Raw genomic sequence first — 13683 nt, 5'->3', positions numbered from 1 at the left:
ATCTAATTTGTTCCTCAGATTCATTAATGCTTTTCCACCTTAAGGGATAATCGTTTTTTCCTGCTTGAATTACACTACACTTAATTGACAAGTGAACGCCTGTGACCCCCGTCATTCAAAGGCTCGCTCTCATTCTAATCGAGTGAAAACTCGACAAATTAAACAGGAAGGAATTGCCGAATGTCTTCTGCATTTTACCAACAGATTCAGCAGCAAATTGAAGAAGTGAAGGCGGAAGGCCTTTACAAAGCAGAGCGTATTATCACGTCCCAACAGAAGGCTGAAGTTAAAATTGCCAGCGGTGAAGAAGTACTTAACTTCTGTGCGAACAACTACTTAGGTCTAGCTAACCACCCTGCGCTTATCGAAGCGGCGAAAGAGGGTATGGACGAGCATGGTTTCGGTATGGCTTCGGTTCGTTTCATTTGTGGTACGCAAGACATCCACAAAGCGCTAGAGCAAAAGTTATCTAAGTTCCTCGGTAAAGAAGATACTATTCTTTACACTTCTTGTTTTGATGCGAACACCGGTCTGTTCGAGACGATTCTTGATAAAGAAGACGCAATTATCTCTGATGCACTGAACCACGCGTCAATCATCGACGGTGTACGTCTGTGTAAAGCCATGCGTTTCCGCTACTCAAACAACAACATGGAAGAGTTAGAGCAACAATTGATCGCTGCGAAAGAAGCGGGCGCTCGCCATACGCTAATCGTAACGGATGGCGTGTTCTCTATGGACGGTGTAGTCGCTAACCTTCCTGCTATCTGCGACCTTGCAGACAAGTATAGTGCGCTAGTCATGGTGGATGACTCACATGCCGTCGGCTTCATGGGTAAGAATGGTGCAGGAACGCATGAATACCATGATGTGATGGATCGTATCGATATCATTACTGGTACGCTGGGTAAAGCAATGGGCGGCGCATCAGGCGGTTACACTTCTGGTAAAGCAGAAGTGATAGACTGGTTACGTCAGCGCTCTCGTCCATACCTATTTTCTAACTCTGTTGCTCCTGCAATCGTAAGCGCTTCTATCCGCGTTTTAGACCTACTAGAAGAAAGCGGCGATCTGCGTGATCGCTTATGGGAAAACGCAGCACACTTCCGCGCACGTATGGAAGGTGCAGGCTTCACGATGGGTGGCGCAGACCACGCGATTATTCCTATCATGCTAGGTGATGCAAAAGTTGCTGCCGAGTTTGCTGAACGTGCCCTAGAAAAAGGCATCTACGTTATCGGTTTCTCATTCCCAGTGGTACCAAAAGGTCAAGCACGTATCCGTACTCAAATGTCAGCTGCGCACTCTCGTGAGCAACTAGACCGTGCAATTGATGCGTTTATCCAAGTTGGTCAGGACATGGGCATCATCTAAGATTCTAGGACCAAGGATCTTTAGTTAAGGTTATATTATGAAAATTAAAGCACTATCAAAGCTAAAGCCTGAAGAAGGCATTTGGATGACTGAGGTTGACAAGCCTGAAGTCGGCCACAACGACATTCTGATCAAAATTAAGAAAACGGCTATCTGTGGTACAGACGTACACATCTACAACTGGGACGAATGGTCGCAAAAGACCATTCCAGTACCTATGGTTGTCGGCCATGAATATGTGGGTGAAGTGGTTGCAATTGGTCAGGAAGTTCGTGGCTTTGAAATCGGTGACCGCGTATCTGGCGAAGGTCACATCACTTGTGGTCACTGCCGTAACTGTCGTGGCGGTCGCACTCACCTATGTCGCAACACAATCGGTGTAGGTGTAAACCGCGAAGGTGCATTTGCAGAATATCTAGTGATCCCAGCGTTCAACGCGTTCAAGATCCCTGAAGGGATCTCTGACGATCTAGCGTCTATCTTTGACCCGTTTGGTAACGCTGTACATACAGCGCTGTCTTTCGACCTCGTTGGCGAAGACGTGTTGATCACAGGCGCAGGCCCAATCGGTATCATGGCAGCAGCAGTAGCGAAACATGTTGGTGCTCGCCACGTAGTGATCACTGACGTAAACGAATACCGTTTAGATCTTGCTCGTAAGATGGGCGTAACGCGCGCGGTAAACGTCGCTGAAGAGAAACTAGAAGACGTAATGTCTGAGCTAGGCATGACAGAAGGCTTTGACGTAGGTCTAGAAATGTCTGGCAACCCTTCAGCATTCAACTCAATGCTGAAAACCATGAACCACGGTGGCCGTATTGCGCTACTAGGTATTCCACCATCAGACATGGGTATCGACTGGAACCAAGTGATCTTCAAAGGCCTGATCATCAAAGGTATCTATGGTCGTGAAATGTTCGAAACTTGGTACAAGATGGCATCGCTGATCCAATCAGGCCTAGATCTCACGCCAATCATCACGCACCATTACAAGATCGATGACTTCCAAGAAGGCTTCGACGTCATGCGTAGCGGGGCTTCTGGCAAAGTTATCCTAGATTGGGAGTAGGGTAGTACAAGGTTAACATAGTCTTTTTGCTGTTTACGCGAATACTGGTTATCCGAACATGTGAATGGCAAAAATAGCCCTGTTTAACCCATCAAAACGTCCCAAAGATAAAAGAAAACGTCCCGAGAAATCCTTGGGACGTTTTTCAATGTATTGCATTGATACGTATGAATTAAATACTAAAATATTTGTCTGTTGATACTGCTTTTCTGTCGGAGAACAATAGTTTGTTATGAAATGTGGTTCTTTCAAGATCCTTATAACGGTATGAACACGAAAGTGTGATCATTTTTAAACGCGCTGCTACCAACAAGGTTTTAAGAGATGACAAAATAGATTGATCACATAAAGATTGTTCACTGAGCTAGAAGTGCCCTGAGTTAGAAGTGCCCACCGTGAAAGTTCTGGACAAAAACGAGACAGAGTAAAAGCTCTAATGCATCAACATTTGATAATCACACCTTATCAATCAACTCTTAATTTCTTCAGATAAACGAAGTGCATCTTCCAACTCAACACCCAAATATTTGATGCTGTTTTCGATCTTTGTGTGCCCGAGTAGAAGCTGAATCGCTCGAATATCGCACTACAAGGTTTCTCGACAGCGATGTTTATTGGTGTGTTAAGCGGGACGTGGTCGTCTATCTCAATTGGTACCATTTTGCCAGAATGGCTCAAGTTAGAACCCAAACATTATTTGCCCGCAGAGATCGATTCAGCACCTTAATTCAGGGTTAGAATCTTGCGTATAAAAGCACACACTGCATGAGCAAGTGTGTACTTTTTAGTTTTAAGGCCCTAGAACCTTGTCAAATGCCTGAGCTTACAGCGTTTTTAGGAAGCCATTGATCTTATCGTCGTGGAACTTAATGGTTTCTTCTGTTGGATGTACTGCATCTTTGTGAGTGAAGTACACCAAAATAGCCATTTGTGCGGTTAGTCGGTTTTCAGCTTCATCGAACGCAACCGAGTATTCACTCTCAAGCGCACCACGCGTGACTTCTTCTTTGTCATTCGCTGGCAGGCAATGAAGCAGCATTGCGCCAGGGCGAGCCTTTGCCATCAACTCTTCTGTAATAACATAGTTCGGCATAAATGCAGCCAAGCGCTCTTCTTTCTCATCCATCTGAGTAACCCAATAGAAGCTATCGCCGTAAACCACATCACAATCGCTGATACGCTCTACGTCATCAGTGATCTCAATTGTGCCACCTGACTCTTCGCAGAAGTCTAGCGCCATATTGATCCACTCTTGTTCCATGTGGTACTTCTTAGGACCAATCTGCTTGAAGCCCATGCCGTATTTAGCGCACGTTAGCATCAAGGAACGACACACGTCCGTTGCATCACCCATGAATGCCAGTGTTAGGTCAGACAGTTTACGACCATCTGTTATGTGCTCACGAATGGTAAACAGGTCAGCCAGCATTTGAGTTGGGTGGAAGCGAGTGTCCAAACCGTTGATGACAGGTACTGTCGACATCTCTAGCAGGCCGTCTAGTGTCTCAGGGCTGTTAGTACGCGCCATAATGATGTCACACATGCGAGAAAGCACGCGGGATGTATCATCAATCGACTCTTTACCACCAAGGTGGATGTCTTTTGGAGATAGGAACAATGCATGACCACCCAGTAGCGTTGCTGCTGTCTCGAACGATACACGAGTACGAGTAGAACCCGCTTCGAAGATCATCCCAACCGATTTGCCTTTAAATAGCTGAGGGATTGCATTGTCGCGACGAGCTTGTTTTAAGTAAGTCATCAGCTCCATCATGTTGTCCATCTCTTCTACCGAGAAATCTTTCATCGACACCATGTGTTCTAGGTTTGCTTTTTTCAGTTCAGTCGCACTTGAAGAAGGTAATTTCATAATTCAGTTTCCTATTATTTCTTATTCTTGGCACCTCGAACCCGAGGTGCGTAGGTTTTGGTTAAAATCGATTTTTATAATTAGATTGCAGGTACTTGTTGGGTAATGCAGTGAATGTTGCCGCCACCGAGCAAGATCTCGCGAGCAGGAACACCGTTGACTTCATAACCCGGGTATAAGTTTTCTAAGATGCCCTTAACGTCGTTATCAAATCGCTCATCTAGTAGCGGCAACACTATCTGGTTGTTTGTGATTAGGTAATTTGCGTAAGAAGCCGCTAAGCGCTCACCCGCCTCACGTTCCATGCCTTCCGCGATATCAATCCCGGCGGCTTCATCAGCCGACATGTAAAGAGGGCCTGGCATTGGCAGTTTGTGCACCTTGATCTCGCGACCTTGAGCATCCGTTTGGCTCTTGAGGTAGTTGTATGCCTCACGGCTGATTTCGTACTGTGGGTCGTTCTCGTCATCGCACCACGTCAGTACCACTTCTCCTGGCTTTACAACATGAAGAATGTTGTCGACGTGACCGTTGGTTTCGTCGTTGAACAAGCCGCGAGGTAACCAAATGACTTTTTCAACGTTGAGGTAGTCGCAAAGCGTTGCTTCTAGTTCTTCTTTGCTCCACTCTGGGTTGCGGCTTTCATGCAGCAAGCATTCTTCTGTGGTATAAAGTGTGCCATCACCATCCACCTGGATTGAGCCACCCTCTAGAACAATCGGTGCACGGTAGCGGCTGTCGCGCTTGGTTTCACACATCTTTTGAGCGACTTGGTCATCGTGATTCCAAGGAGAGTACAGTCCATCGACTAAACCACCCCATGCGTTGAACTCCCAGTCCACACCGCGGCGTTCGTGATTGTCGTTAACTACATAAGTCGCACCGATGTCGCGCATCCAAGAATCATCCGTTGAGATTTCTAGCACTTGAATGTCTTCTGGCAGGCGAGATACAGCGTTGTCGTATTGGTCTGCGCTAACCAGCATGGTTACTGGGGTGGTTTTGCTTATTTGCTCTGCGACATCAGCAAACACCTTTTGTGCTGGTTTTGCGCCGTTGCGCCAGTTGTCGGTGCGCTCAGGCCACGCCATCCATACTTCGCTATGAGGCTCATGCTCACCTGGCATTCTGAAACCGTCTTGTTTTGGTGTTGTGTTAACTACTTTTCTCATGATCCCAACTCCTGACTAAGCCTGAGCTTCTTTGTGTTCTTGTGTGTTTTGTTCTTCTTCAGCCATTGCTTTCTTGCGTTTTAGTGCGCCAAGCAGAATCCATTCACCTGCTAAGATGGTGGCGATAACGCCGGTTAATACAGGGCCGGTGTAACTCCAATCTGCGACGGTTAGGTCTAGTGCTTCTGGGAAGATAAACAACACAACAGCTTGGAAGATTACGAAGAAACAAACAATTGAGATAATCCATTGGAACGCTGGGCTACCCGGAACTTTGAACGGACGCTCGCGATCTCCATCCACTACGCGCAGTTTTAGGTACGCAGGGAACATGAATAGGTATGGCAGCAAGAAGATGCAGCTTGAGAAGGCGAAGATAGACCAGAACAGATCATCATTACCTTGAGCAAACAGCGCGTAAGAAAGAATCACAACCGTTGATACGGTACCAGTAATGTTGTTTGCGCCTACTGGTGAACCACGTTCTGATACTTTCGCCACGGGTGCCGGAAGTTCGCCCTCTTGCGCCGCCTCTGCTGCTGCACGGCTTGCGCCCATTGTCCAACTCACCATGTTGCCAATTAGCGTTAGCAGAGCGAAGGTACCGAACAGGTAAACCATGATGGTGCCGAATGTGCCGCTTCCAAATAGTGTTTTGAAGGTGTCGATAAGACCCGCAACCAAACCAATGTTCTCTACTGGCAGAGCCATCAAGATACCCACTGTGCCGAAGATGTAGAGGAATGCGGTGATACCAATGGAAAGGAAAACCGCTTTTGGCATATCGCGCACGTCTTTCATCTCTTTGCTCATTGTTGCAACAAGTTCGAAACCCATTAGGTTAAAGACGATTGCGGGCAAGAAGTTCACTGCGGAATCTAGGCTTGGCACCATAGCAGGGAGAGTAAATTCGTTCGCCACGCCATTTTTCATTGCGTAAACAAAGCCGCCGACACCCAGAGTACCTATTACCAAGATCTTAAGTACGGCACCTACATTGGTTACCCAAACACCGATATCAGCAGAAACGTTACAAATCCAAACCGTCAACCAAGTCAGTACGATACAGATAACGATCTGCCCCCATAGTGATAGGTCAGGCATGAACAGCTCTGCAAACATTCCAGCGAACATGATGTATACCGCTGGCATCCATAGCCCCACGTTAATCCAGTAGAACCAGGTAGTTCGTACTGCCCACTTAAAGTTGAACGCTTGTTTGACCCAGTCGTAGATACCGCCTTCACCTGGGTAGGTTGTACTGAGTTCGGAAGTGATTAACCCGTAAGGGATTACGAAAAAGATTAGCATGAGCACCCACCAACCAATGGCGCTAACGCCAATACTTGCGGATGCGGTTAATGTGTCGACCACTAGCACTGCACATAAGGTGAACAGCGCGATACCGGTGACGCCCATTTTTCCTTGAGTTTCGTTACTCATAGTTTCGCTCCTTAATACCTGTGATACCCAAGTTGTCGCACTTGACTGCATCTCTTCGAGTGTTGTGGTGCGTGTCTTCGAGTAGGACAGTGTGCTCGCTTGGCTGTATGGAACTTATTTAACGGGAAATCGGAATAATGAACTTTGATGAAAACTTAATATCGGTTTTCATGCACTTAACTCAGGCGGAAAATAAAACAACGTAGACAAAAATGGAGGAATTGACATTTAAAAGGTGAATAGTTGATTTTAATCAATTTTATAGACTTGTTACTGAGGGTATATGGAAAACATTCAATGTGGATGGAGATCACAAATCGTATTTTAATTGATAAAACCAATATATTTGTGATGTCGATATTATTAATCGTGAGTAGTGTTGAATTAATATCGAACTGTGATTTTTATCTCCACCCAATATATTTTAATAAAATAGAGTGTGTTGGTCTTGTTTGAATTGACTCATTCGGAGAAACCAATATGTCAAAGCCAATTATTGTTGTCGCAGTTGGCGGCAACGCACTCCTCCAGCGTGGCGAGGTAATGAGCTGCGAGAACCAACAAAAAAGTATCGCTCAAACTGCGAGCTCGCTGGCTCAATTAAGTAAAGACTACCGTTTGGTGATCGTGCATGGTAATGGCCCGCAAGTCGGCTTGCTCTCTTTGCAAAATGACGCCTTTACAGATTGTCCTCCTTATCCATTTGATGTGTTGGGTGCGGAAACACAGGGCATGATAGGTTACCTGATTCAGCAGGGCTTAAATGCTGCTATCGAAGATCGATACACGACCACAATCCTGACCCGCATAGTGGTCGACGAGAACGATCCGGCCATTGCAAACCCAACCAAGTTCATTGGGCCGGTTTACGATGAGCAGCAAGCGAAACAACTTGCTGAAGCGAATAATTGGATAGTGAAGCCAGATGGTGCTCATTGGCGACGCGTTGTCCCATCTCCAATTCCGCAGGAGGTACTGGAAATCAAAGCTATTCAAGACCTTCTTGAGAAAGAGCATCTAATAATCTGTGGCGGTGGTGGTGGCGCACCAGTGGTCGAAAAAGACGGCGCGTATGTCGGCTTCGAGGCAGTGATTGATAAGGATATGACCGCAGCACTTATCGCCCAGCAAATTGGTGCCGAGCATCTACTGATTCTGACTGACGGTACCCATGTCTGCTTGAATTGGGGGGAGCCAACCGAAGAAAAGCTTGAACATGTAACGGTTGCGAAGATGAAGCAGTACAATTTTGCTGCGGGCTCTATGGGGCCAAAAGTGGATGCGTGTTGCCAATTCGTTTTGAAGACTGGTCAAAAGGGCCACATTGGTGACTTGTCATGTGCACTAGAAATTATCGAGGGTTCATCGGGTACTCACATTTATAGGTAGTCCTGGTTGGTAACAATTAAGACAACTCTCATTAAAGTAAGAAGCATAAAGGGTAGGTGAATCAAAGTTTCCAATATTGAATTGTATCTTTATCGCTAATCCCTTTATGTTTTATAAATCCACTCAAAAAAATTAAAAGTTTACGCATGCGAAAAGTAAAAACACAAGAAAAGCTAATAAGAATAAATGATGCTGTTGTTCAACTTATGCAACGTAGAGAGGCGACAGATATATCGATGTATGATGTTGCTAAAGAGTGTGGAATGGCAACCTCAACCATATATCATCATTATCCAAATATTGAGAATTTATTTCATAGCTTGCTTGATGATGTATTTATTGATTTTGATTTGTTATTAGAAAAATGTATTGAAGATTCTAAAATATCTCATTGGACAGATATAAATAGAATGATAGAAACGGCTTATGTGAATTATTATAACAACAATCCTATCGCCAAAAAACTGATTCTCGGTCGTCATACCTTTACCGAGCTTGGTCATGCGGACACTGAGCATGATTTGTTGTTAGGTCAACAAGTTGAAATGATCTATCGCAACTACTTTGATATCCCTAAGCTGCCGCAGCCAATCAATATTTTTGCCATTTCCCTACAGGTGGCAGATAAAATTTACTCCCTTTCCTATCGTCAATATGGCTACATCACACCTGAGCTAGCGCAAGAAGCGCTGCGTCTGACAGAGTCTTACTTAAAGCTTTACATCCCTAATATCTGTTCTCGTACAGAGGCATAGGTATCTACACAAATTGAGCAAAAAAATGAACGGGCGAACTCTTTCATCCTGTTGATTTCCTCTGTCGTGTAAATGTTTAATACTTCGCACATTTGCAAGAAAACCCAGAGGCCTGCAAGTAAGGCTGAATGTATCACTGGCTTTGAACGCTTCGTCAAACGCCCACTTAATTTCACTAAAAAACCTTTAAATTCATTCGCTTCTTCTGACTTGTCTGAGTAAAGCTTGAAAACGAGCGTGGTCGCAACACTGGCTACAATTAATCGTTTGAGTATCAATTCACCCGTTGTCTGTTGCCATTTCTCAAGCTGATGACCATTCGTTTTCAACAGTTTGAACCATGACTCAATGTTCCAGCGGTGGCAATACCACATCGCTATCTCTGTCGCATCAACATCGAAAACATTTGATAATAAATACCATCTTGAGAAGTGGACCCCAATGGTTGGACACATAAGCTAATTCCTTAAGTGGTTGATCCAGCTCATGCTGCGTATCTCTGTCTGCCGAAGTAGGCTTCATCAGGGGTAAGGTTATTGAGTCCCTGATGGTTACGCTCCTCATTATAAAACACCATGTAGTGACCGATTTCAAGCTCGGCTTCACGAGGTGTGGTATAAGCTTTTAAGTAAATCTCCTCATATTTCAGGCTTCGCCATAATCGTTCGATGAAAACATTGTCGATCCAACGACCTTTCCCATCCATGCTGATCCGTACATTATGGTCGATCAACTTCTGTGTGAACTCAGTGCTGGTAAACTGACTGCCTTGATCTGAGTTGAAGATATCGGGTGGTCCGTAGTGCTTAAGCGCTTCTTCAAGAGCTTCGATACAAAAGCTAGTATCCATGGTGTTAGATAACCGCCAAGACAGCACCTTACGGCTATACCAATCGATGATGGCAACAAGGTAGAGGAACCCTTTAGCCATCGGGACATACGTGATATCGATTGCCCACGCTTGGTTGGGGTAAGTAACTTCGATGTCACGCAATAGGTAGGGATAAACCTTGTGTGCTTTGTTCGCCAGTGTCGTTTTTGGCTTGGGATAAATCGCTCCAATGCCCATTTCACGCATGATCCGAACGATACGCTTGCGATTAACCTTATGGCCTTTTTTAGCCAGCTCAGTTCGAACACGCCTACTGCCCATGAACGGATACTGAAGGTGAATTTCGTCAATCATACGACGCAATTCAATCTCCTCAGCAGAAAGTCCGATGGGCTGGTAATAAGCCGTAGAGCGAGCAATATTGAGAAGCTCGCACTGGCGCTTTATCGGTAGTTGGGTGGATTTATCCAGCGAACTCTTTCGCTGTGCTCGATCTAACGACCGAGCACTTTCGCCAAAAAATCATTTTCCATGTTCAATTGACCGATCTTAGCGTGGAGTTTGTCCACTTCTTCAGAATTGTCTTTGCCCAACTGACTTTCAGAGGCAAAGATCATGGCTGCATTTTCAAGCAGCTCTTTCTTCCATGTTGAGATCTGGTTGGGATGCAGGTTGTACTTCTGTGCTAACTCAGCGACAGTTTTATCACCTTTAGCGGCAGCCAATGCCACCTTAGCTTTAAATTCGGGAGAGTGGTTTCTGCGTTTTCTAGTCATAATCTGCTCCAGTATTTCTGGGTACTATCAAAACAGATCAATCACTTAAAGTCATGTCCGAAAATCGGGGACCACTTCTGTCGCTACACGGTCGACACATACCATTCATTATTATCACGCAAGTGGGTGGAAAATGGTTTCGACGAGCACCCGACTCCTCATGTGCTGAGGCATAGTCATCACGTCCGGTATATTGTGTTTGATATCTTACTTGCATTGAGTGGGCTGGAAATAAATAAACACGGCATATCTGGTTGTATTGAACCTGAAGCAGTGGAACGCCTTGTTTCTACCATGATGATGTTGAAACGGTGTTTGGCACAAATAGGCATCATATCAAGTAATCATAGTAAGTTTAATGGCTCACTAACACAGATTAAGAATGCCTTTGCGAAAGCAGGAGTATTCTTGAAAGTAAAAAAGGTGAGAATTGGTAACGGAGAGCGGATTCGCAAATTATTTGTTGATGAAGAAACAATGCAAATCATCCATACGGTTAGTAAGCAATTGCACTAGTCGAATTATGCTAAGGGTGGTCCAAAATGGAGGTTTTGTTTAATAGAAACATCCATTTTGGACCATCCTCACTATTTATCTAACAGTATTCCTCCTGGCAAGCATTAGGTAAATTTGCCGACGTAATAGGTTCTGAATTTCGACTATGGATAAATCTTTATGCTTGAGAAAAAGAGCAGTCAGGGAGCAAAGCAATACGGGAACTCTATCAAGTAGTAGTAGTTCGGTCTTTGTGCATTCATGCCACTTACAGCCTATAGATAGGGCATTCGCAAACCCTTGGTAGAAATCCCCTTGCAGTAGCCAAACATCCTCTATCAATAAATTATCAGTCTGTTGAACAATAGTATTGAGCCAAACCTCAGTTGCAATTGCTGCGAAATTGTTCAGATTCATAGCGTCATCTCCATATAGGTGTCGGTGCTATGAGTATTTCTTCAATTACAAAGCCGACAAATCGCTGCACTACCTGTTAGCGAATGATTCGATTAACACGTTTATTCGAATTAGAAAGTGATTTGAATATTGATGTCTTTCAGATCATAATATGATTTGATTAGTGATAACTTTCGAATCAAGGTGTTGATATGTGGATTTGGCAGCAGTCTAATTGGCCTCAATTTAGCTGGGATAGAAGTGTCGTAGAGCCACTACTTAGACAGACACGCCTAAATCAAGGCATTTTACTTGGCAAGATGACAAGCCAATCTCAAGACAAGAAAGAGAGTATGCTTGATACCTTGCTGGCTAATATTGTTCATTCCAGTGCGATTGAGGGTGAAAAGCTCAACGCATTTTCTGTGCGATCTTCATTGGCTAATAAACTTGGCCTGACCGAAGAGCGTCCTTTCCCGACGACCGAGCAAACCGATGGTTTAGCTGAAATCATGCTTGATGCTATCGATAACCTTGATGCTTCCCTTACGTTAGAAAGGATCTTGCACTGGCACGATAAACTTTTTCCTGAAAGCTACACCATGTTTAACCCGGTGGTTGGCGGCCAATTAAGGGGCTCTGCACCGATGCAAGTGGTATCTGGGCGAATTGATAGACCAATTGTTCATTTTGAAGCGCCTGGACGTGAGATACTAGACGCTGAGCTCGCACAGTTCATAGAGTGGTTCAATGTGTCAAAGCAAGACGTCACTATTGACCCGTTACTCCGAGCGGCAATCACACATCTATGGTTTGTGACTCTGCACCCATTAGATGATGGTAATGGTCGAATCACTCGTTTGCTTACAGACTTAGCGTTAGCCCAGGCTGAGCAGCAATCGGTCCGCTTTTATGCGATGTCGGTAGGCATTCTGGCAAACCGCAAAAGTTATTACGAGATCTTAGAGAGAACCCAAAAGGGTGGTGTAGATATAACAGCTTGGGTTGTTTGGTTTTTTAACACCCTAAATGAAACGTTTGACGAGGCTTTAAATGAGATAGAGCAAACGGTATTTAAAACCAACTTTTGGCGTAATGTCGACCAAACGCAATTAACTGCAGAGCAAGTGAAAGTATTGAATAGAATGCTTGATGGCGACTTTACGGATGGGATCAATACATCTCAATACCATAAAGTTGCAAAGGTGAGTAAGCCTACTGCAACTCGCCACCTAACTACGCTCGTTGAGCAAGGCTGCTTAGAGAAATCTGGGGCAGGGCGAAGTACTCGATATGTACTGGTTAAGCGTGATTAACATAAGCTTGTTGAGGCAACAGCTCTATCACGTTTTATCCTGTCATTAACTGCACTAGCTATGGGGTCGTAGCTCGGATTTGCCCCAAAGTGAGCTAGAGTCGGATTTAACTTAATCTCAATTCTTGTGGTATGGCTTACTTTTCCTCATGCTTAGAACTCTAACTTGGTGGCCAAATTTGCTAGTCCACTACAGATTGCGCATTAGATACAAGGGAGTGCTAAAGGGCGATTAGGGTTAAGAAAGCGATACCTCTAATCCCTCCACGTGAAGAAGCCGCCTTCTGAGAAAAAGGTAACCCACATAGTCTGGCGGTTGGTTGCCAAAAGCTCTATGGTTCGAACAAAAAGTGGAACCGAAAGTAAGGTTACCACAGGCGTTCATTGTCGGAGACAACTATGTATGGCGCAAAACAACTAATAGGCGCATTACTCACGCTTCGAAATTACAACGCACAAGTTAGGGAGACATACGCCACGATCAAAGCACTCAACAAGTTAACAGGGATAGGCATGCCCGAAACTCAACATATCGTTTGAGAATCAAGCTCATTATGAGTACATACCTTCTCTTTGAATTAAGAAAAGCCGTTTGAAGCTTTAGTCGCGCATTCGTATTTGTTGTCGAATTTCCTCATAAAACTTGCTTGCCACCTTTACTTCCATTTTTTTTGTGTCTATACAGTTTATTTGTGGTTGAGTGAATAGCCACCAAATCAGTAGACACTTAATAGTTATATAATTCAATAAACTATGAGGTGTTATCATGAGCGGAAAACGCTACACAGAAGAGTTCA

The 13683-nt window shown here is 44.6% G+C and carries 10 protein-coding genes and 4 pseudogenes; 8 read left to right on the top strand and 6 right to left on the bottom strand.

The window, feature by feature from the left end; translation table 11 throughout:
* Nucleotides 1–180: 180 nt before the first annotated feature.
* Both ACVA54_RS09270 and tdh read left to right on the top strand, forming a co-directional pair.
* Nucleotides 181–1374, top strand: coding sequence for a glycine C-acetyltransferase (locus ACVA54_RS09270; RefSeq protein ID WP_099078216.1), 1194 nt, complete (start codon nucleotides 181–183; stop codon nucleotides 1372–1374).
* Between the two features lie 37 nt (nucleotides 1375–1411).
* On the top strand, nucleotides 1412–2443 hold the full coding sequence (gene tdh / locus ACVA54_RS09265) for an L-threonine 3-dehydrogenase (protein ID WP_099078215.1): 1032 nt from the start codon (nucleotides 1412–1414) through the stop codon (nucleotides 2441–2443).
* A gap of 469 nt (nucleotides 2444–2912) precedes the next feature.
* On the opposite strand, the pseudogene ACVA54_RS09260 reads toward tdh, so the two are convergent.
* Nucleotides 2913–3026: pseudogene (locus ACVA54_RS09260) on the bottom strand (integrase); the annotation flags it as partial.
* On the opposite strand from ACVA54_RS09260, the pseudogene ACVA54_RS09255 reads away from it, so the two are divergent.
* Nucleotides 3027–3170: pseudogene (locus tag ACVA54_RS09255) on the top strand (protein translocase subunit SecF); the annotation flags it as partial.
* Nucleotides 3171–3266: 96 nt separating this feature from the next.
* Here the strand turns inward: ACVA54_RS09255 and argF are convergent.
* The 3 genes from argF to ACVA54_RS09240 all read right to left on the bottom strand — a co-directional run bounded on the left by argF (nucleotide 3267) and on the right by ACVA54_RS09240 (nucleotide 6928).
* A complete protein-coding gene (gene argF, locus ACVA54_RS09250; protein ID WP_446608879.1) occupies nucleotides 3267–4313 on the bottom strand; it encodes an ornithine carbamoyltransferase in 1047 nt (348 codons plus the stop codon).
* An 80-nt stretch (nucleotides 4314–4393) separates the two neighbouring features.
* Complete coding sequence (gene aguA, locus ACVA54_RS09245) at nucleotides 4394–5485, bottom strand: agmatine deiminase (RefSeq protein ID WP_446608878.1); 1092 nt, start codon at nucleotides 5483–5485, stop codon at nucleotides 4394–4396.
* Between the two features lie 15 nt (nucleotides 5486–5500).
* On the bottom strand, nucleotides 5501–6928 hold the full coding sequence (locus ACVA54_RS09240; protein ID WP_446608877.1) for an APC family permease: 1428 nt from the start codon (nucleotides 6926–6928) through the stop codon (nucleotides 5501–5503).
* Nucleotides 6929–7408: 480 nt separating this feature from the next.
* Here ACVA54_RS09240 and arcC point away from each other — a divergent pair, with 480 nt between their 5' ends.
* Together arcC and ACVA54_RS09230 are read left to right on the top strand one after the other, a co-directional pair.
* Nucleotides 7409–8317, top strand: coding sequence for a carbamate kinase (gene arcC, locus ACVA54_RS09235; RefSeq protein ID WP_446608876.1), 909 nt, complete (start codon nucleotides 7409–7411; stop codon nucleotides 8315–8317).
* Nucleotides 8318–8463: 146 nt separating this feature from the next.
* Complete coding sequence (locus tag ACVA54_RS09230; RefSeq protein WP_446608875.1) at nucleotides 8464–9072, top strand: TetR/AcrR family transcriptional regulator; 609 nt, start codon at nucleotides 8464–8466, stop codon at nucleotides 9070–9072.
* Here the strand turns inward: ACVA54_RS09230 and ACVA54_RS09225 are convergent.
* Nucleotides 9036–9512, bottom strand: a pseudogene (locus ACVA54_RS09225) (hypothetical protein); the annotation flags it as partial. The gene ACVA54_RS09230 and the pseudogene ACVA54_RS09225 sit on opposite strands and share 37 nt — an antisense overlap.
* A gap of 44 nt (nucleotides 9513–9556) precedes the next feature.
* A protein-coding gene (locus ACVA54_RS09220; protein ID WP_446608874.1) for an IS3 family transposase occupies nucleotides 9557–10680 on the bottom strand; the annotation gives its coding sequence in 2 pieces (ribosomal slippage) (nucleotides 9557–10428 and nucleotides 10428–10680; 1125 coding nt in all).
* Nucleotides 10681–10875: 195 nt separating this feature from the next.
* Between ACVA54_RS09220 and ACVA54_RS09215 the strand changes: the two genes are divergently transcribed.
* From ACVA54_RS09215 to ACVA54_RS09205, 3 genes and pseudogenes are all read left to right on the top strand, one after another.
* Complete coding sequence (locus ACVA54_RS09215) at nucleotides 10876–11196, top strand: hypothetical protein (RefSeq protein ID WP_446608873.1); 321 nt, start codon at nucleotides 10876–10878, stop codon at nucleotides 11194–11196.
* Nucleotides 11197–11783: 587 nt separating this feature from the next.
* Nucleotides 11784–12887, top strand: a complete 1104-nt coding sequence (locus tag ACVA54_RS09210; protein ID WP_446608872.1) for a Fic family protein — start codon at nucleotides 11784–11786, stop codon at nucleotides 12885–12887.
* Between the two features lie 194 nt (nucleotides 12888–13081).
* Nucleotides 13082–13426: pseudogene (locus ACVA54_RS09205) on the top strand (IS5/IS1182 family transposase); the annotation flags it as partial.
* Nucleotides 13427–13683: the final 257 nt, after the last annotated feature.

Source organism: Vibrio sp. PNB23_22_6 (assembly GCF_052877535.1).
Note: the sequence above shows the minus strand (reverse complement) of the source record. Positions and strands in the feature narration are given on the sequence as shown.